Raw genomic sequence first — 20,058 nt, 5'->3', positions numbered from 1 at the left:
CCGTGGCATCAGGGGGCGGCCATCGGCCACCACCCAGGTCGCGTTACTTCTCCCGCCGCCAGTTCAACGACCCACGGTTTTCCACCGTGCTCGATTCCACTTCCAGATCGAAGCCGCGACGCAGCAGGTACTTCAGCGTCAGCACCGAGCCGCTGCCCACCAGCGACACGCCGTAGCCGACGTACAGCTTGGGCGAGATGTACTTGCCCACGCCGATCACCGACCCGCCCAGCGCGCGCGACTGGCTCACCCCTGCATCGTCCAGGCCAAGCTTGGCGCCCAGCTGCGCGGCCAGCAGGCCGCTGCCGGCCGACAGCGCCGCCGAGGCGGCGTTGACCTGCTGGGCCTGGTCGCTGCTGGCACCGGTCAGGCTGCGTCCCAGCACGAGGAAGGCCAGCGCTTCGGACTGCGACATCGCCGGGTCCGACCACACATCCACGCGCGGCGACTGCGCGCGGCCGGTGACGTCGATACCGGCGGTGACATCGCCGATCTTGCGCTCGGCGCGGATGTTGATGCGCGGGTCGGAGACCGCGTTGTAGTTCCAGTTGAGGTTGCCGCGGGTGATGGTCAGGTCCTGCCCGTAGGCCTTGTAGCGGCCACTGACTTCCAGCCCGCCATTGGCGGTCATCTCGCGGCCCGGCCGCGCCCACACCTGCATCTTGCCGCCGAGCGCACCCTTCAGGCCGAAGCCGCTCATCTTGACCTTGTCGCCCAGGCTCACGGTCAGGTCCATATCCAGCGGCGAGGTCGGGGTTTCTTCCGGATCGACCGGATCGAGCACCATCACGTCCTCGGACACCGACGTGCCGCGATCCAGGCGCTCCAGGTCGAGGTCGGCCTCGGGCACGTGCACGGTGCCGCGCAGCTCCATGGTCTTGCCGGCCAGGCCGAAGTCCAGGTCCGGATTGGCGATCACACGCAGTTCGCTGGTGTTGGCCAGCAGCACGTTTTCGCCATGGATGTGCAGCTTGAGCGGCTGCGCATCGCCAAACCACGACAGCCCGCCATCCACATACAGCGTGCCCTTGCCCGAATTGGCCTGCGCGCTGATCTTGGCCGAGCCATCAGGCTGTGCGGTGAAGCTGCCCTTGCCTTCATCGAAGGTCAGGCCCAGCGCCGGGAACTCACCCTTGAACTTGCTCAACGTGGCCTCGCCGCCCAGCGACGGCGTGCCCCGCGTGCCCCGCAGGCTCACGTGGCCTTCGATCAGCCCGGTGGGGCGCACGATGTCCGGCGAGAACAGTTCCAGCCAGTACAGCCGCGCGATGTTCATGTACAGCTCGCCATTGAGCGGCGCGCTGGCATCCCAACCGGTCTGCACCTTGGCATCGACGAAGCCATCGCCCTGGAAACCGACGCCGAGCTTGCCGTTGATCTGCGCCTGGGTCATTTCCACGTCCACCGAGAAGTGGTCGTAACGCACCAGTTCGCCGCGTGCGTTGTCGCCCAGGCGGATGCCGCCTTCGGCCGAGGCGATCTTGGCGCTGCCTTCCCACGCGTTGCCACGCGGACGGATGCGACCATCCAGGGTGAGCTCGCCACGCAGGTACATGCGGCGACCGGATTGCGGCGGCAGCCACGGCTGCACCAGTGCCAGCGGCAACGCATCGCCGCGCACCACCACGCCGTCGCGCGGCCAGTTCGCACTGGCGCACAGCGCACCGCCGGTGGCCGCGCCCAGGCAGGCATCGCTGAGGGTGAAGGTGCTGCCCTGCACGCTGAAGGTGGCCGGCGTGCGCAGGCTCCACGCATCGCCCTTGACCGGTGCGATGCGCAGCGCGCCCAGCTCGCCACGCCATGCCTGGCCCTGCTGGCGCACGCTGCCGCTGAGCGCGACCGCGCCCAGTTCGTTCCGGGTCTGCGCATCCAGGCGCAGGTTGGACACGCTGCCGCGCGCGTCCACGTTGAGCGTGTCCAGCAGCATCCCGACCTGCACCTTGCTGCCCTGCACCGCCAGCGTGCCGCTGTCACCCTGCCATGGCAGGCGGCCCTTGATGCTGATCGCCTCGGCGCTCCAGTCATCCCAGCGCAACCCGCTGCCGACCAGGTCGGCGGTGATGTCCGGCGCGCTGCGCGGTCCCTTCACCAGCACGTGGCCACGCAGGCTGCCGCTGCTGCCGGGCAGCAGGTCGTCCAGCTGCACCGGTTGCAGCTGTGCGTCGATATCCAGGCGGTCGCCGACCGACCCCTTCGCGGTCAGGCGGCTGTTGCCCAGTGCCAGGCTGAGGTTGCCCTCGCCCTGTTCGCCGCGCAGCGCGAACTTGCCCTGCGCATCCAGCGTGCGCTTGCGCAGCATGCCCTTGATCCCGGGCACGTCGACGGTGGCTTCATAGCTGCCGGCGGTGCCGGCCGGGCTGCCCGTCGGCGGCGGCAGCTGGCGGCCCTTGGAGGCCAGCGCGCCGGACAGCTTGCCGTCCCAACCCGGGGCGAAATAGCCCGGATCGAATCCGGCCAGCTTGATCGCCACGTCCCAGTCCAGCTGCGGCGCCCAGGCCACCTGGCCGGTCACATCCAGCGACCCGCCCGGGGTACTGGCCTGCAACTGTTTGATCGAGGCGGCCTGGTCGTTGCCGCGCACATCGAACTGCAGGTCGGCGGTCTGCTTCTCGCGCTCCACCGACGCATTGCCCACGGCCGCCCAGTTCTTCAGCGTCCCGGCCAGGCCCAGCCGTGCTTCCTTCAACGTCACCGGTACCGGCGCGGCCGCACCGGCGGTGGTGGTGTCGGCCGCAGGCACGAAGGTCAGGTCGTTGGCGACGATGGAGAAGCGCAGGCTGGCGTTTTCCTTGTCGGTGAAATCCGCCTTGCCCTGCAGCCGCGCCTGACCACCAAAGGCCTTGATCTGCAGCGGCGCCACGGTCAGCACCTGGTCGGCCAGGCCAACCTTGGAGGGCGCCAGTTCCACCGCGATGTCGCCCTGCTTGAAGCTGCCCTGCAGGTTGGCCTGACCGCCCTTGCCATCGGCCTGCACGTCCAGCGCCATTGGCGTGCTGGTGGTCGCGTCCATGCCCGGCACCAGCAGCGCCAGGTCCAGCTCCTTGCTGCGGGCACTGGCCTTCCACACCGGATCGGTGCGGCCATCGAACACCAGGCTGGCCTGCAGCGGTGCCGGCGCATTGCCGGCCAGCGCGACTTCCATATGCCCCAGGTCGCCGCGCGCCACCAGCCCCAACCGCGCCGGGGTGCGCCCGCGCGGGGCCGGCAGCAGCGCGCCGATGGTGATGTCGGTGTCGTAATCGCTGCGCGGCAGGTAACGCCCGTCCACGCGGAAATCGCCCATGTCACTGTCGATCTTCAGCTGGGTCGCGCGGAATTCGCCGTTGGCGATTTCCACGCCACCACGCACCTTGGTGATGTCGATCAGCGGCTGCTGCGCCTGGGTAATGCGGAACCCGTCGATCGTGATCGTGTCGGCCTGGATCGCCAGCGGCATCTCGATCTGCGGCAGCGAATCGGGCCAGGACGGCAGCTCGAACGGCTCATCGCTCTTGGCCAGGTTCAACGTGGCGTTCTTGAGCTGCAACGCATCCAGTTGCAGCTTGCGCCCGAGCAGCGGACGGATGTCCGGATCGAGGTAGGCGCGCTCGGCGGTGAAGTGGATATCGTCGTAGCGGAAATCCACGTCGTGCAGCACCAGCGGACCGGCGACGGGGCCCTCGACCTTGCTCCAGGTCAACGTGGCGCCCACCGGCAACCGCGCCACGACCTGGGCCAGCAGCACATCGCGACCGGCCACCGTCTGCAGCAGCCAGTACAGCAACAGCAGGGCCAGCAGCACCAGGCCAAGCACGGTGAACCCGGACCACGCCCAGAAGCGCCGTTTGCGGTAGAAGCGCACGCGATGCGGCGGGGGGGCGGCAGGCGGCGTTGGCGTCGGCGTGCTCACAGGTCCGCTCCGATGTTCAGGTACAGCTGGAACTGCGAATCGGGGTCGTTCAAGCCGTGCGCGATATCCACGCGGACCGGACCCACCGGCGATTTCCAGCGCACGCCGAAGCCCACGCCGGTATGCAGGTCGATGGTGTTGTCGAACGCGCTGCCGGTGTCGACGAACACCGCCGCGCCCCACGGCCCGCCCTTGAAGTAATGCTCGTATTCGGCCGAGCCGATCACCAGGTTCTTCGCGCCCAGCGCGTACTTGTCCGGTGCCGGTGTGCGTGGGCCCACTTCACGGTAGGCATAACCGCGGATGCTGCGATCGCCACCGGCGAAGAAGCGCAGGCTTGGCGGCATCGCCACCAGGTCGCTGGTCCAGGTGGTGCCGCCTTCACCGCGCAGGATCAGGCGGTCGGTATCGCCGATGGGCACGTACCAGCGCAACACCATGTTGGCCTGCACGAAGCTGGTGTCCGAGCCCACCCCTTCCACGCCGCCGCGCAGCGTCGCGCTGCCGCTGATGCCTTTGCGCGGGAACAGGTCATCGTCGACATTGACGTAGTCGGCCACCAGCTGCGGGTACACCAGCGTGGACGTGTTGTAGACCGCATCGGTGAACTCGGTGCCCGAGGCGTAGCGCCAGCGCTCACGCAGCGCGTTGATCGAGGCGATCGCGGTCCAGTGTTCGTTGATCTCGCCACTGCGGCTGGCCGACAGCTTGAAGTTGCGCAGGTCGATGTAATCGGTCTGCTCGTCGTAGGCGCTGGCGGTGAACGCATACCAGCCATCGAGCCAGGCGAAGGCCGGGATGCGGTAGCTGGTGACCAGACTCTTGCGCTTCTGCGCGTAGTCCAGCTGGGTGTTCATCTTGTGGCCGCGGCTGTTGAGGAACCGCCGCTCCAGCCCGCCGCGCACACCGGCGCCGCTCTCGCTGCCGTAGCTCAGGCCGGCGGTGTAGATCGAGCGCTTGGCGCGGGTCAGGTTGACGTCCACCGGCACGTCGCCGTTCGCATCGGCCTGGTCCGGACGCGGCTGGATGTCGATCACGCTGAAGTAGTCCAGCTTGGTCAGCGATTCACGCAGGCGGTCCAGCTTGCCTTCGTGGAAGTAGCTGCCCTTGTCCCAGTACACCAGCGGGTCGAACAGCGTGTCGACGAAGTAATCCTGGTGGAAGCGGATGTCGCCCATGTTGTAACGGCGGCCGCTGTCCCAGGTCAGGTCGATGTCGGCGGCGTTCTCGGCACGGGTGATCTGCACCTGGCGCTGGGTGTAGTCGGCATCGAAGTAACCGCGCTCGGCCAGCCGCCGGGTCACGGTGATTTTGCTGGCTTCGTAGGTGGTGTGCTCGAAACGCTGGCCCTTGCGCGGCTTGAACTTCTCCAGGTCTTCCTGCAGGTACTGGTCCAGCTGCGCCGGCCCGGTGATGTCGATGTGCTCGCGGCGCACCAGCGTCGGCGGGCCCTTGTCGACATGGATCACCACGCGCAGGTTTTCGCCCTCGCGCGGGCTCTCGACCTTGATCACCGGATTGTAGTAACCGAACGGCTCCAGCGCCTCGCGGGTCTGGCGTTCGGCCTGGGACAACAGATACTCCAGCCGCGACTCGCCCTGCGGCTTGCCGATGGTGTCGTACAGCGACAGCGAGACCTCGATGTTCTCGATCATCTCGGCGTCGTCGCCCTTGTCCAGTCCTTTGATTTCCACCTTGTCGATCGTTCCGCGGGCGTGTGCCACCGAAGCGGTGACCAGCGACAGGAACATCAGGGGAAGGGCGTAATTCTTTGGCTGCATGGACACAGCATAACGGGCCATCGCGAGCATGCGAAATCGGCGTGGCTGTTTCAGAACGGTAGTGAAGGACCCGTTAAAATCGGGCAGCAGGTGGCTTCTGACGTTAACTGCCTCATCGATGGCAGCAGGTTGTCGGACAGAACCGTCCGCAACCCGGCCGCGGCACATCACAGCGCGCGCGCCACGCGAGGCTGGAAATGCAGAAGGCGCGACGGCAGTGACCGTTCGCGCCTTCGGTGTTGTCAGCGGGGCCACGCGGCCCCCGCCACCTCAGTTGGACAGGTGCTCGATCGCCGCCACGCTGCCCAGGCGGTCGCCCAGGCGCTTGAGCAGGGCCAGGCGGTTGCCGCGCAGCGCCGGATCCTCGGCGTTGACCATCACCCCGTCGAAGAACGCATCCACCTGCGGACGCAGCCGCGCCAGACGCGCCAGCACGCTGACGTAATCCTTCTGGTGCAGGCTGGCATTGCTATCGTCGATGGCCGCTTCCACCGCTTCGGCCAGCTCGCTTTCCGCCGGCTCGGCCAACAGCGCCGGATCGACCATGCCCGGGATGTCGCCCTCGGCCTTGCGCAGGATGTTGCGGATGCGCTTGTTGGCCGCAGCCAGCGCCTCCGCTTCGGGCAGCGCGGCGAAGATGCCGATCGCATCGACACGGCGGTCGAAGTCATACAACGAGGCCGGCTTCAGCTCGGCCACCGCGTTGAAGTGCGTGGCGGGCACGCCCTTGTCGGCGTAATAGCCACGCAGGCGGTCGAGGATGAAGTCGTACAGTTCCTGCGGCAACGCCTCGGTCTTGCGCTCGGCGCTGGGCTGCACGCCCGCCGGCAGGCCGGCGATGGCCGTGCCGATCAGCGCGCGCAGGTCCAGGTCGAACCCGCTCTCGATGATCGTGCGCGCCAGCCCCAACGCATTGCGGCGCAGCGCGAACGGGTCCTTGTTGCCGGTCGGCTTGAGGCCGGCGGCAAAGCCACCGACCAGCGTATCCAGGCGCTCGGCGATGGCCAGTACCTTGCCCAGCGGCGAGAGCGCGATGTCATCGCCGCCGAAGCGCGGCTGGTAAGCCTCGTCGATGGCCAGCGCCACCTCCGGCGATTCGCCACCGGTCAGCGCGTAATGACGGCCGGCGATGCCCTGCAGCTCCGGGAACTCGTTGACCATGCGCGACTGCAGGTCGTTCTTGGCCAGCACCGCGGCGCGCCTGGCCAGCACCGGATCGGCGCCCACCTGCGGCGCGATCACCTCGGCCAGCGCGACCACGCGGGCGACCTTGTCGGCCACCGAGCCCAGCTTGGCCTGGTAGGTGACGGTCTTGAGGCCGTCGCCCATCGCGTCCAGACCCTGCTTGAGGTCTTCGTCGAAGAAGAACTTGGCATCGGAGAAACGCGGACGGATCACCCGCTCGTAGCCCTTGGCCACCTCGGCCACGTCCTTGGATTCGATGTTGGCAATGCCGATGAACTTCTCGGTCAGCTTGCCGCCGGCATCCAGCACCGGGAAGAACTTCTGGTTGATCTCCATCGTCTCGATCAGCGCTTCCTGCGGCACGGCCAGGAACTCGCGTTCGAAACTGCACAGCACTGGCGCCGGCCATTCCACCAGGTTGACCACCTGCTCCAGGTTGTCATCGGTGATCCGCGCCTGGCCACCGGCCCGGGCGGCCTCGGCATTGACCTGCTCGACGATGCGCGCGCGGCGCACGTCGGCATCCACCAGCACGAAGGCGGCCTGCAGCGAGCTGACGTAGTCCTCCGGCGAAGACAGCCACACGGTCTTGTCGTGCATGAAGCGATGGCCGCGGCTCATGCGGTCGGCTTTCAGGCCCAGCAGCTCGGCCTCGATGATCTCGGTGCCGTGCAGCAGCACCAGCCAATGCACCGGGCGGGCGAAGCCATAGGCGTGGCTGCCCCAGCGCATCGGCTTGGGGATCGGCATCGCCGCGATCGCCTCGCGCAGGATCTCAGGCAGCAGTGACGCGGTGCGCGCGCCCGGCGTGGTGGAGCGGTGCACGAAGCGTTCGCCCTTGGCATCGCTGGTGCGCTCCAGCGCGGTCCAGTCGATCCCGGCCTTGGCCGCGAAACCCTGCAGCGCCTTGGTCGGCTGGCCGTCGGCATCCAGTGCGATGTTCAGGTACGGACCGAGCACTTCGCTGTGCTGTTCGGGCTGTTCCACGGCCACGCCGGGCAGCAGCACGGCCAGACGGCGCGGGGTCGACAACGGCTTGGCATGGCCACGATCGATGGTCACGCCGCGCTTGCTCAGGCCATCCACGACGCCATCGAAGAAGGCCTGGGCAAGGCCCGGCAGCGCCTTCACCGGCAATTCTTCGGTGCCCAGTTCGATCAGCAGCGGCAGCATCGTGCTCATGCCTGCACCTCCTTGGCGGCGACGGCTTCGAGGCGCTTGGCCTCGTACAGCTTGGCCACCGCCTGGGCCAGCGCGCGCACGCGCAGGATGTAGCGCTGGCGCTCGGTCACGCTGATCGCACGGCGCGCATCCAGCAGGTTGAACGCATGGCTGGCCTTGCAGACCTGCTCATACGCCGGCAGCGGCAGGCCGACATCGACCAGCTTCTGTGCTTCCTTTTCGCAGGCATCGAAGCGGTGGAACATCTCGTCCACGTCGGCATATTCGAAGTTGTAGGTGCTCTGCTCGATCTCGTTCTGCAGGTACACATCGCCATAGGTGACCGGGGTGCCGTCCGGACCATAGGTCCAGACCAGGTCATAGACGTTGTCGCAGTTCTGCAGGTACATGCACAGGCGCTCCAGACCATAGGTGATCTCGCCGAGCACCGGCTTGCACTCCAGGCCGCCGGCCTGCTGGAAATAGGTGAACTGGGTGACTTCCATCCCGTTCAACCACACTTCCCAGCCCAGGCCCCAAGCACCAAGGGTCGGCGATTCCCAGTTGTCCTCGACAAAGCGCAGGTCGTGCACCAGCGGATCGATGCCCAGCGCCTTGAGCGAATCCAGGTACAGCTGCTGGATATTGTCCGGGCTCGGCTTCATCGCCACCTGGTACTGGTAGTAGCGCTGCAGGCGGTTGGGGTTTTCGCCGTAGCGGCCATCGGTGGGGCGGCGCGAAGGCTGCACGTACGCGGCATTCCAGCTTTCCGGACCGATCGAGCGCAGGAACGTGGCCGGGTGGAAGGTACCGGCACCCACCTCCAGGTCCAGCGGCTGGATCAGCACGCAGCCCTGCTGCGCCCAATACTGGTTGAGGGTCTGGATCAGGCCCTGGAAAGTGATCGGAACGCTCTTGGTGACGGACATGCGGCGGATTCTTGCCTGCAGAAGGGGTGCGCTAGTATAGCGAGCGACCGCGTTGCCGCCTTCTGGACGGCCCACCCCATTACCGCGCGCCTGGCGCGCTTCGAGGAAATTGGCGGATGGAACAGCGCCCTCCCGTAGTTTTCGCCGCCCCCGCCGATCCCGGTGCCGGGATGGCGGTGCCGTTGCCGCCGGGCCGGCTCGGCTTCGAACAGGTGGTCGCCGCGCTGGTCGCCGATGGCCAGGTCGCCGCCTCCGACCTGGAGCGCATCCGCTTCTCCGCCCAAGGCGCGCGCAACGCCAGCGAAGTGCATCCGCTGGTGCTGCTGGCCAACCTGAAGCTGGCCGCCACCGGTGGCGGCGAACTCGGTCTGGAACGGCTGACCGAATGGCTGGCCGCGCGCACCGGCACCCGCTACCTGCGCATCGACCCGACCCGGGTCGACGTGGCCTCGGTCACCGCCGTGGTCTCCCACGCCTATGCGCGCCGCCACCGCTTCCTGCCACTGGCGGTGGATGGTGAACGGCTGCTGGTGGCCACCAGCGAGCCACTGGTACAGGAATGGCTGCGCGACCTGCAGCACCTGACCCGGCGCCGGATCGAACTGGCGATGGTCAACCCGCTGGACCTGCACCGCTACACCATGGAGTTCTTCGGGGTCACCCGCTCGGTGCGCGGTGCGCGCGGCGACGTGCGCGGCGAGGCCAACGCCACCCTGCCCAGCTTCGAGCAGCTGGTCGAACTGGGCCGCGCCGGCGACGTCAACGCCGACGACCAGCACATCGTGCACATCGTCGACTGGCTGCTGCAGTACGCCTACGAGCAGCGCGCCTCGGACATCCACCTGGAGCCGCGCCGCGACATGGGCCGCATGCGCTTCCGCATTGATGGGGTGCTGCACAAGGTGTTCGAAGTGCCGCCGGCGGTGATGACCGCCGTGGTCAGCCGCATCAAGGTGCTCGGGCGCATGGACTTGGCCGAGCGCCGGCGCCCGCAGGACGGCCGCATCAAGACCCGGTCGCCGGGCGGGCGTGAGGTGGAAATGCGCCTGTCGACCATGCCCACCGCGTTCGGCGAGAAGTGCGTGATGCGCATCTTCGACCCGGATGCGGCCTTCAAGAGCATCGACCAGCTCGGTTTCAGCCCGCAGGAAGCGGCCGGCTGGACCGCCCTGGTCGAACGTCCGCACGGCATCGTGCTGGTCACCGGCCCGACCGGCTCGGGCAAGACCACCACCCTGTATTCCACGCTGAAACGGCTGGCCACCCCGGACGTCAATGTCTGCACCGTGGAAGACCCGATCGAGATGATCGCCCCGGAATTCAACCAGATGCAGGTGCAGACCAACATCGACCTGGACTTCGCCAGCGGCGTGCGCACCCTGCTGCGGCAGGACCCGGACATCATCATGATCGGCGAAATCCGCGACCTGGAAACCGCGCAGATGGCGGTGCAGGCCTCGCTCACCGGGCACCTGGTGTTGTCCACCCTGCACACCAACGACGCGCCCTCGGCGATCACCCGCCTGCTCGACCTGGGCGTGCCGCACTACCTGCTGGCCTCCACCCTCAACGGCATCCTGGCCCAGCGCCTGGTCCGCACCCTGTGCCCGAACTGCAAGGTGCCGCGCCCGCTCAGTGCGGCCCAATGGGCGGTGCTGGCTGATGGCGAAGAGGCATTACCTCAGGCGCCCACGCCATATGCGCCGGCCGGCTGCATCGACTGCCGGCGCACCGGTTTCCTCGGCCGGGTCGGGCTGTATGAGCTGCTGCCATTGGGTTCGCGGCTGCGCGCCCTGATCCGCGCGGACATGGATCTGGCCGCCTTCAACCGCGCCGCACGTGCTGAAGGGGTGCGAACCCTGCGCCGCGCGGGACTTGAAAAGGTGGCCGCAGGGCTGACTACAATCGAGGAAGTCCTGTCAGTGCTACCGCCCCCGGATGAATTCCGCCCCGTTCCTGATTCTTGAAACCGGCCAACCCGTCGCCTCGCTGCGTCGCTACGGGCGGTTTCCGCATTGGATCCGCGTCGCCGCCGGCCTGGATGCCGACGAAACGGTTGTGGTCGATGTCGAACACGGCGGGGCCCTGCCCGACCACCGCAACTTCGCCGGGGTGATCGTCACCGGCTCGGCCGCCTACGTTACCGACCGCGCCGACTGGAGCGAACGCAGCGCGCAGTGGCTGCGCGGCGCCGTCCACGACGACCGGCCGGTGTTCGGCATCTGCTACGGCCACCAGTTGCTGGCGCATGCCCTCGGTGGCGAGGTGGCCTACAACCCGGCCGGGCGTGAGTCGGGCACCATCGAACTGGCGCTGGATCCGTCGGCCAGCACAGACCCGTTGTTCGCCGGGCTGCCCGAGCGCTTCCCGGCCCACGCCACGCACCTGCAGACGGTGCTGCGCGCCCCCGACGGTGCGGCGATCCTGGCGCGTTCGGCACAGGACAACTGCCATGCCTTCCGCTTCGGCCGCCAGGCCTGGGGCGTGCAGTTCCATCCCGAGTTCGCCACCCACCACATGCGCGGCTACGTCCGCGCCCGCGCCGAGTGCATCCGCAGCCATGGCGGCTGCGCGCGCAGCGTCGCCCGCGGGGTCAGTGCCGCGCCGCTGGCACGCCAGCTGCTGCGCCGTTTCGTACGCCAGGCACGCAACGCCTGAGCGCCCCGCCGGGCCGCGCGATGCAGTGTCCCGGGCAACGCGTCCGGCCTTCAGGTGACGCGCACGGAAAACAGGGATAATCGATCGGATTCGGGGCGCGCATGCCCCTCCCCTGTTCCGGAATGGTATGAGCGAGATTCGCAAGCTGCCCGCCTCGGCGGGCGCCCAATGGCTGCTGGACGCTTTCTCCCTGTATGGCCGCGCGCCGCTGCAACTGGCGGTGCTGGGCGTGATCGGCATGATCGTCAGCTCGCTGATCCTGGTGCTGGCGCAGCTGTTGCCCGGCTGGCTCGGGCTGCTGGTGCAGCTGTTGTCGCTGGCGGTGGGCCCGCTGGTGTTCGGCGGCATGCTGTGGGCGGTCAGCGAGATCGACCAGGGCCACCGGGCGCTGCCCACCCACCTGCTGCAACCCATCCGCGACCGTCGCGTCACCCACCTGCTGGTGCCGCTGGCCATCCAGCTCATCGCGGTGATCGCACTGGGCACCCTGCTGTTCGCCCTGATCGGTAGCGACGGCCTGACCGCCTCCAGCGACATGCTGCACAAGATGCAGCAGCTGCAGCAGTCCGGCACCCAGCCCAGCAACGAGCAGATCCTGGCGCTGATGGCCGACGCGCCGGTCAAGCGCATCCTGCTGTGGATCCTGATCACCTTCGCCACCTTCGTGGCGCTGAGCATGGCCATGTTCACCCAGCCGGCGCTGGTGGTGTTCGACCGCCAAAGCGGCATGCATGCGCTGCGCATGAGCCTGCAGGGTTGCCTGGAGAACTTCGGCGCGATGGCAGTGTTCATGGTGCTCGGCCTGATCGCGGCGCTGTGCATTTATTTCCTGGTGTTTATCCTGATGCAGCTGGCGCTGTTGTTCGGCGGCATGGGCGCGGCGGCATTCGTGGTGCAGTTGTCGATGAGCACGGTGATCATGCCGCTGTATGTCGGCGCGGTGTATGCGGCCTGGAAGCAGATGTTCGCCCACCGTGGCCGTACCCCGCCGCCGCCGGTTCCCGGCCCAAGCAACGTGTTCGCGGCCTGATCGACAAACAAAAACCCCGGCAGATGCCGGGGTTTTTATTTGCGCCCTCGCCGTAGAGCCGACCGTTGGTCGGCTGCCTTTGATCGACTGCCTTCAATCGGCCACAGCGACGATCAGCTGCCGTAACCCGACGCCCCATTACCCATCACCCGGCCGGCTTCACCACCGACGAGGGCACCAGCCACTTGGCCGCATGTATCCCCAGCTCGTAAAGCACGCACATGGGAATGGCCAGCAGCAGCTGCGACACCACGTCCGGCGGGGTCAGCACCGCGGCCACGATGAAAATGCCCACCACCGCATAGCCGCGGCTTTCCTTGAACTGCTGCGGCGACACCCAGCCCAGCAGCACCAGGATCACCATCGCCACCGGCAACTCGAAACTGGTGCCGAAGGCGAAGAAGATCGCCAGCACGAAGTCCAGGTAGGCATTCGCGTCGGGAGTGATCGCAATCACTTCCGGGCGGAAGGTGGTCAGGAAGTGGAATACCGCCGGCAGCACCAGGAAGTAGGCAAACGCGCAGCCCAGATAAAACAGCAACACCGACGAGGCCAGCAGCGGCACGGCCAGGCGCTTTTCGCGCGCGTACAGCCCCGGCGCCACGAACGCCCACAGCTGGTACAGCAGCCAGGGCACCGCCACGAACACGGCCACGAAGAAGGTCAGCTTGAGCGGTGCGAAAAACGCGCCAGCCGGATTGGTCGCAATCATCGTCTGCCCGTTGGGCAGCTGCGAAATCAGCGGCTCGGCCAGCCAGGTGTAGATCGTGCGCGAGAAAGGCAGCAACAGCAGCAGCACCGCGAGCAGGCCGATGATCGCGCGCACCAGACGCGCGCGCAGCTCGATCAGATGCTCCACCAGCGAGCTTTCCGGATACTCGTGTTCGCTCATCGCGGCGCCTCGTTGCCCGGCAGTGGGGCCGTGCCTGGTGCGCCCTCGACGTGCGGCAGCGGGGCAGGGTCTGGGGCTACCGGTGACGGGGCCGTGGCCGTGGCCATCGCGCGCGGCGAGGTGCCATCGATACCCGGCGGGGCCATCGCATCGCGCGGCGCCTCGACCGAAACCGCATCCGGCGCCACCACGTGCTGGGCGACGCTGGCCGGCGAACCCGGTGCCGGACCGGTCATGACCGGCTCATCGCCGGCCGCGGCCGCTACCGCATCGCCATGGCGTGCCACGTCCTGGCGCATCATCTCCGCTTCGCGGCGGACGGCTTCACCGCTGGCACGCAGCTGCGCTTCGGTGTCCTGCACCGAGGACTGCACATCGCGGAACTGGCGCTTGATCTCGTCGGCATGCAGCTCGCGCTCAAGCTCCTGCTTCACCGAGTCCCACTGGTTGCGCGCGCGGCGCACCCACAGCCCGGCAAAGCGGGCGGCCTTGGGCAGGCGCTCGGGACCGAGCACGACCAGGGCCACCACCGCGATGACCAGCAGTTCACTGAAACCGATATCGAACACGCTCGAACGTCCCGATCAGCGCGGGTCGCGGTCGTGCTCGGTCTGCGACGTCGTCGTCGAGTCCTGCGGACGCGAGTTGTCGCTGAGCTGCGCGTTCGGCTTGTCCTCGTCGTGCATGCCCTTCTTGAATTCCTTGACGGCGCTGCCAAGGTCCTTGGCGCCGCTGGTCAGTTTCTTGGTGCCGAACACCAGCAGAACGATGACCAGCACGACCAACCAATGCCAGATGCTGAAACTGCCCATGAGCTGCTCGTTACGTAGTGATCAGACAGTTGAGCATAGCGCACCGGCCACAGGCCGGCGCGCGTGACGAAAGTCAGTTGCCGTCCAGCGATTCAGTTCGGACTTCCCCTTCACCGACGGACTGGAAACCCTGCTGGGGCGCCGGCTGGGCCGGGGTGGGCTGCAGTGGCGCGGTGGTCGCGCCTGCCGCCGGTGCCTGTTCAGTTACCGGCGCCGCCGATGGCGCGGCAACCGGCGCGGTCGGGCGTGCGGTCGGGGCCGGCGCGCTGCCGGCGGTGCCGCGCTTCTCACGAGCGGAATAGGTGGCTTCTTCCAGGCGATCGCGGAAGGCCACCACGTCGATCGACGGTGGCTCGCCCATGCGGCCCTCGAACACCATGCGCGGCGTGGTGTTGCTGCCGTAGGCGTCCAGGTTGGCGGCATCGTCGATCTGCAGCACGGCACCGTCCAGGGCGACACCGGCAAACAGGCCACGGGCACGCGACCACGACCAGATTTCGGCCTTCAGCTGGCCATCGGTGGCGGCGGCGGCATTGCGCCCGACCGGACCGGCGGCCACGCCTGCATCGGCGCCCAGCGTGAACTTGCCGTTGACCAGGTTGTCCAGGCTGCGGTCATTGCGGAACACCAGCACCACGTCCGAGGACTGCACGCCGGCCTGGAAGCCGATGCTGCCGCCGGTCAGCTTGACGAAGACCGGGTTGGACCAGCTGCCGTCGGCATTCTTGACCGACATCAGGCCGTGGCCACGCCGCCCGCCAATCACCAGACCCGCCTTGATCGTGTCAGGAATGACCACGATCGCGCGGCCTTCATCCAGCAACTTGTCCGGAATGCCCTGCTCGGGCATTTCCTGGATCTCGTTCAATACACGCACCGCATTGCGGGCGCGCTGGTCTTCCTGTGGCCCGGCCATCGCCTGGGTGGACAACAGCAGGCTGGCGGAGATCAGCAGTACAAGGCTGAGGCGGCGCATGGTGGGCTCCAGAAGTCGATGCAGACGAAGATAAAGCAAGATCCTGAACTTAGAAGGCTGGCGATGAATCCGCAATGAGTGATGCCGTCTATTGATATGCCGCATCCCGCATCGTGATTCATCGATTCCATCCCGCAATCGCGAAGACCTGCGAGAATGCCCCCTATGCTCGACGCACCCGACACCGCCGTGCTGGCGGTCAATCTAGGCACCCCCGAGACGCCCACTGCCCCGGCGGTGCGTCGTTATCTGGCTGAATTCCTCACCGATCCACGCGTGGTCGCGATCCCGCCACTGCTGTGGAAACCCTTGCTGTACGGGCTTATCCTGCCGCTGCGCAGTGGCCGCTCGGCCGCAAAGTATGCCCAGGTGTGGCTGCCGGACGGCTCGCCGCTGATGGTCTACACACGGCGACTGGCCGAGGCCATGCAGGCGTTGATGCCCAACGTGCGGGTGCGCCACGCCATGCGCTACGGCGCCCCGGCACTGACCGCCGAGCTGGACCGGCTGGCGGCCGAGGGCATGCGCCGGATCGTGGTGCTGCCGCTGTATCCGCAGTATTCGACCACCACCACCGCCTCCATCGAGGACCAGGTGCGCGACTGGCAGCCACGGCATCCCGGCGTCACCGTCACCCTGGTGCGCGATTACGCGGTCGATCCGGACTGGGTCGAGGCGGTGGCCACCCGCATCCGCCAGTGGTGGGCCGAGCACGGTCGCGGCGAGCAGCTGGTGTTTTCCTTCCATGGCATCCCGCAGCGCCTGGCCGATGCCGGCGATCCGTATCCGCAGCGCTGCGAGGCCAGTGCCAAGGCGATCGCGCAGGCGCTGGATCTTCCCGATGACGCCTGGCGGCTCACCTACCAGTCGCGCTTCGGTCGCGAGAAATGGCTGCAGCCCTACGCCGAACCGACCCTGTGGGCGATGGCCGAAGGCGGCGTCCGCACCATCGACGTGGTCTGCCCGGGCTTTGCCACCGACTGCCTGGAAACCCTGGAAGAAGTCGCCCTGGGCTTCACCGAGACCGTGGCCGAGCGCGGCGCGCGGATGTGCTATATCCCCTGCCTCAACGATGCCCCCGAACACGCGCTGGCGTTGTCGCGGCTGAGCATCGCGGCCCTGGGATGAGCCTGCAGCCATTTTCCCTGGCCGTCGGCGGCTTCATCGCCGCCGGTCTGCGCGCGGCGCAGCCGGGTGGTCAGCGCGTACTGGCGCTGCACGGCTGGCTCGACAACGCGGCCAGTTTCGTCCCACTGGCCGCGCAGCTGCCCGACCTGGACATGGTCTGCCTCGACCTGCCCGGGCATGGCCACAGCGCGCACCTGCCGGCCGGCACCCAATACAACACGCCCGGCGCGATCTGCCACGTACTCGATGTCGCCGATGCACTGGGTTGGGATCGCTTCACCCTGATCGGCCATTCGATGGGCGCCGGCATCGCCAGCCTGACCGCAGCGGCCGCACCCGAGCGCGTGGAGCGGCTGGTGGCGATCGAAGCCCTCGGCGGCCTGCGCGGCCCCGAGGATGAAACCGCCCAGCGCCTGCGCGACCACGTACGCGCCGCACGTGCGCTGCCCGGGAAAAACCTGCGCGTATTCCCCGACCTGTCCGCCCCGATCCGCGCACGCATGATGACCAACCAGCTCAGCGAGCCGTGCGCACGCCTGCTGGTCGAACGCGGCGTCAAACCGGTCGACGGTGGCTACAGCTGGTGCAGCGATCCACGCCTGATGCTGCCCACCGCGATGCGTCTGAGCGAAGCGCAGATCGACGACCTGCTCGCCGCGATCGAATGCCCTACCCAGGTGATCTACGCCACGCCGGCGCAGTCGTACTATCCCGAACCCCTCCGCAGCGAGCGCATCAAGCTGTTGCGCAACGGATGCCTGGCGGTGTTCCCCGGCACCCATCACCTGCATATGGAACACCCGCAGGTAGTCGGTGACGTGGTCCGCCGGTTCCTGGCCGGCTGAGGCGCACACCCGGTAATCGCGTGCGGCACCTGTATCCGCATGGGTAGGGCAATCGCAATCAGCACCTATGTCCGTATGGATAGGGCAATCGCATGCAGCCCCCGTTTCCGCATGCGTCGGACAATCGTATGCAGCACGGCGTCTGCACGCATGCGGTGATGCTGCCCGGGTAGGGTCGGTTCCCGAACGAGCACCGACCTCAACTGCGATCTCATTGACGCACGGACCGGTGATGACGCGTCTGTGCAGCGGCAAGCGCCGCCGCAGCCAGCGCACCGCAGCCCCACCGGTGGCTGCGACAACCTGACGCACTCAACTTCCACGCAATTGGACCGATACCGATAAAGCAGGACGATGTCTTCGGCCTGCGCCGTCGCTTGCTCCGCCGTCGCGAAGCCGCGCACCACCCCAAGGCTTCAGGGAACGTCGTCGCAATGCCGTGTTGGCTGTGCCATCGCCCACAAGGACCGGGCCATGCCGGCGGTGCCCCGCACCGTCGCCGCGGTTGCCTTGCCTGTCATCGCCTGCCGTCCGCCCCGACGCTCACCTCTTTCGCAGCGCCCACCGCAACCACGGTGTTCGGCGCGCCTTTCGCCTGTCCGCCTCCGCGCGCGTCGGGCCATCCCGCCTGCTTCTGATCCTGGAGTTGCCATGTCTGCCCATCCGCTCGCCCCGTCCCGCCCGCCCGACCGCACTCATCCGCTCCACCCGTCCGCACTGACGGGCAGAACCAACACCCTCTACCTGCTGTCGGTCGCGGTACTTGTCGCCGCCGCGCTGGGCACCGCGCTCTGGCAGCGGCACTGGTGGCTGCTGCTCACGCTGGCCCTGGTCGCCACGTTGCTGTTCGTGCTGGCCGCGCGCGTACGTCGGCAGGCGCACCTCGTCCAACGCGACACACAGCAGTCCCACGCCACCGCGCTCGCGCTGGCCAGCGACCGTGAACGCGACGACGCCGGGCACCGGCACGATGCGCAGATCCGCCAGGCCTTGGATGTTTCGCGAACCGCGATGATGATCGCCGACAACGACCACGTGATCCGCTACATCAACCACGCGGTCATCCGCCTGCTGCGCAACCAGCAGGACAGCCTGCGCGAAGCGTTCCCGGATTTCGATGTCGACGGCTTGGTCGGCAGCAGCATCCACCGCTTCCATGTCAATCCGGATCGCATTCGCGCCATCCTCAACACGCTGCAGCAGGTTCACCACGGCCGTATCCGCATCGGCCCGGTGCATTTCGCGCAGGTGGTGACGCCCGTATTCGACGCACAGGGCAAGCGCCTGGGCTTTGCGGTGGAGTGGCATGACCGCACCCAGGAACTGCAGCTGGAGAACGCCGTGGCCGACATCGTCGCCGCCGCCGCCAAGGGCGACCTTGATCGCCGGCTACCCGTCGGTAATGCCGGCACCAGCTTCCTCGATGGGCTGACCGGCGGCATCAATCAGTTGCTGGAAAGCGTCGGCGGCACCGTGGGCGAGATCCGCCGGGTGCTGTCCGCACTCGCCCGCGGCGACCTGGACCAACGCATGCAGGGCGACTTCGACGGCGCCTTCGCCGCCATGCAGCGCGACGCCAACGCCACCGCTGCGCAGCTGACCGCCATGGTCGAACGCATCAAACAGTGCACCGGCTCGATTTCGCTGGCGGCCAGCGAAATCGCCACCGGCAACAACGATCTTTCCGAGCGCACCGAGCGCCAGGCGGCACATCTGGAGGAGACGGCCGCGTCGATGGAAGAGCTCACCTCCACCGTGCGCCAGAACGCCGAGCACGCGCGCCAGGCCAGCGCGCTTGCCCAAGGCGCGCAGGATGTCGCCGGCCGCGGCAGCCAAGTGGTGGGCCGCGTGGTCACGACCATGGAGGCCATCCAGGTGGCCTCCAGACGCATCGGTGACATCACCGGGGTAATCGACGGCATCGCCTTCCAGACCAACATCCTCGCGCTGAACGCGGCGGTCGAAGCCGCGCGTGCCGGCGACCAGGGCCGTGGTTTCGCCGTGGTGGCCAGCGAAGTACGTACGCTGGCCCATCGCTCCGCCGACGCCGCCAAGGAGATCAAGGGCCTGATCGAGGACTCCGTGCTGCAGGTCGCCGACGGCGCCCGTCTGGTGCAGGATGCCGGCAGGACCATGGCCGAGATCGTCGGCAGCGTGGCCGGGGTCAGCGGCATCATGGCCGAGATCTCCTCGGCCTCCCAGGAACAGGCCAGCGGCATCGACCAGGTCAACCAGACCGTTGCGCAGATGGACGACGCCACCCAACAGAACGCCGCCTTGGTGGAAGAAGCCAGCGCGGCCGCGCGCCTGCTCGAGGAGCAGGCGGCCGAGTTGACCGAAGCGGTGGCGGTGTTCCGGCATGGGCAGCGCGTGCAGCCACCGAGGACGTTGGCGCGTGAAGCGGAGGCCATGGAGGTCTGAGCCAGCGTTCGACAGCGACCCGCGCCATGCACCGATGTTGCGGCGGGCGCATCAGCCAGAAAGACAAACGGCGCCCGCGAGGGCGCCGTTTTTATTTATCGGGCTGCGCAGCAGGGTTGCATCATGCTGGACCGCCGGTGCGATGTCCTCGCCGACGATGGCCTGGCGAGGATGGGCATGGCCCTGTGTAGGGGGCCTCCGCATCACAGGGCCATGCGTCGATGCGGCCGCAGCATGAAACGTGGTCGATGGGGAAATGACCGGGCCAGGCCAGGTAAGTGCATTCCCCGCGGCCGGGTAGTGCCGAGCCATGCTCGGCACCGCGCCGGTCGAGATCATGCACAGGTGTTG

General features: G+C 67.7%; 15 protein-coding genes. 6 read left to right on the top strand and 9 right to left on the bottom strand.

Annotation, left to right across the window (positions count from 1 at the left end; translation table 11 throughout):
- Positions 1–43 precede the first annotated feature (43 nt).
- From NR101_RS14080 to glyQ, 4 genes are all read right to left on the bottom strand, one after another.
- Positions 44–3,889 carry a translocation/assembly module TamB domain-containing protein gene (locus NR101_RS14080; protein WP_256776334.1) on the bottom strand — a complete coding sequence of 1,282 codons (3,846 nt, stop codon included), beginning with the start codon at positions 3,887–3,889 and terminating at the stop codon, positions 44–46.
- Positions 3,886–5,691 (bottom strand): autotransporter assembly complex family protein, encoded by a 1,806-nt coding sequence (locus NR101_RS14075; RefSeq protein WP_256776335.1) that lies wholly within the window; start codon positions 5,689–5,691, stop codon positions 3,886–3,888. The genes NR101_RS14080 and NR101_RS14075 overlap by 4 nt, the downstream gene beginning before the upstream one ends.
- Before the next feature lie 249 nt (positions 5,692–5,940).
- Complete coding sequence (glyS, locus tag NR101_RS14070; protein WP_256776336.1) at positions 5,941–8,037, bottom strand: glycine--tRNA ligase subunit beta; 2,097 nt, start codon at positions 8,035–8,037, stop codon at positions 5,941–5,943.
- Positions 8,034–8,945 (bottom strand): glycine--tRNA ligase subunit alpha, encoded by a 912-nt coding sequence (gene glyQ / locus NR101_RS14065; RefSeq protein WP_256776337.1) that lies wholly within the window; start codon positions 8,943–8,945, stop codon positions 8,034–8,036. The genes glyS and glyQ overlap by 4 nt, the downstream gene beginning before the upstream one ends.
- 116 nt (positions 8,946–9,061) lie before the next feature.
- Between glyQ and NR101_RS14060 the strand changes: the two genes are divergently transcribed.
- The 3 genes from NR101_RS14060 (at position 9,062) to NR101_RS14050 (ending at position 12,633) form a co-directional block, all read left to right on the top strand.
- Entirely contained in the window at positions 9,062–10,912 is a 1,851-nt protein-coding gene (locus tag NR101_RS14060; RefSeq protein WP_256776338.1) for a GspE/PulE family protein, read from the top strand.
- Positions 10,884–11,603, top strand: a complete 720-nt coding sequence (locus NR101_RS14055; protein ID WP_256776339.1) for a glutamine amidotransferase — start codon at positions 10,884–10,886, stop codon at positions 11,601–11,603. Before NR101_RS14060 ends, NR101_RS14055 begins: the two co-directional genes overlap by 29 nt.
- Positions 11,604–11,730: 127 nt before the next feature.
- On the top strand, positions 11,731–12,633 hold the full coding sequence (locus NR101_RS14050) for a BPSS1780 family membrane protein (RefSeq protein ID WP_256776340.1): 903 nt from the start codon (positions 11,731–11,733) through the stop codon (positions 12,631–12,633).
- Between the two features lie 145 nt (positions 12,634–12,778).
- Here the strand turns inward: NR101_RS14050 and tatC are convergent, their stop codons facing one another.
- The 4 genes from tatC to NR101_RS14030 form a co-directional block, all read right to left on the bottom strand.
- Positions 12,779–13,525: a twin-arginine translocase subunit TatC gene (gene tatC / locus NR101_RS14045; RefSeq protein ID WP_256776341.1), complete on the bottom strand. Its 747-nt coding sequence runs from the start codon at positions 13,523–13,525 to the stop codon at positions 12,779–12,781.
- Positions 13,522–14,094 (bottom strand): Sec-independent protein translocase protein TatB, encoded by a 573-nt coding sequence (gene tatB / locus NR101_RS14040; RefSeq protein ID WP_256776342.1) that lies wholly within the window; start codon positions 14,092–14,094, stop codon positions 13,522–13,524. The genes tatC and tatB overlap by 4 nt, the downstream gene beginning before the upstream one ends.
- A gap of 15 nt (positions 14,095–14,109) precedes the next feature.
- A complete protein-coding gene (tatA, locus tag NR101_RS14035; RefSeq protein WP_256776343.1) occupies positions 14,110–14,337 on the bottom strand; it encodes a Sec-independent protein translocase subunit TatA in 228 nt (75 codons plus the stop codon).
- 73 nt (positions 14,338–14,410) lie between these two features.
- A complete protein-coding gene (locus NR101_RS14030) occupies positions 14,411–15,313 on the bottom strand; it encodes a lipid-binding SYLF domain-containing protein (protein WP_256776344.1) in 903 nt (300 codons plus the stop codon).
- 165 nt (positions 15,314–15,478) lie between these two features.
- Here NR101_RS14030 and hemH point away from each other — a divergent pair, with 165 nt between their 5' ends.
- From hemH to NR101_RS14015, 3 genes are all read left to right on the top strand, one after another.
- Entirely contained in the window at positions 15,479–16,441 is a 963-nt protein-coding gene (hemH, locus tag NR101_RS14025) for a ferrochelatase (protein WP_256776345.1), read from the top strand.
- Entirely contained in the window at positions 16,438–17,286 is an 849-nt protein-coding gene (locus NR101_RS14020; RefSeq protein ID WP_256776346.1) for an alpha/beta hydrolase, read from the top strand. The genes hemH and NR101_RS14020 overlap by 4 nt, the downstream gene beginning before the upstream one ends.
- 651 nt (positions 17,287–17,937) lie before the next feature.
- On the top strand, positions 17,938–19,707 hold the full coding sequence (locus NR101_RS14015) for a methyl-accepting chemotaxis protein (RefSeq protein ID WP_306175547.1): 1,770 nt from the start codon (positions 17,938–17,940) through the stop codon (positions 19,705–19,707).
- Positions 19,708–19,758: 51 nt separating this feature from the next.
- Here NR101_RS14015 and NR101_RS14010 read toward each other — a convergent pair.
- On the bottom strand, positions 19,759–20,058 hold a 300-nt coding region (locus tag NR101_RS14010; RefSeq protein ID WP_256777746.1), incomplete at its 5' end, for a hypothetical protein.

It is taken from the genome of Stenotrophomonas sp. Ste86 (genome assembly GCF_024519465.1).
Classification (GTDB): domain Bacteria; phylum Pseudomonadota; class Gammaproteobacteria; order Xanthomonadales; family Xanthomonadaceae; genus Stenotrophomonas.
This window is presented reverse-complemented; position numbering and strand designations above follow the sequence as displayed.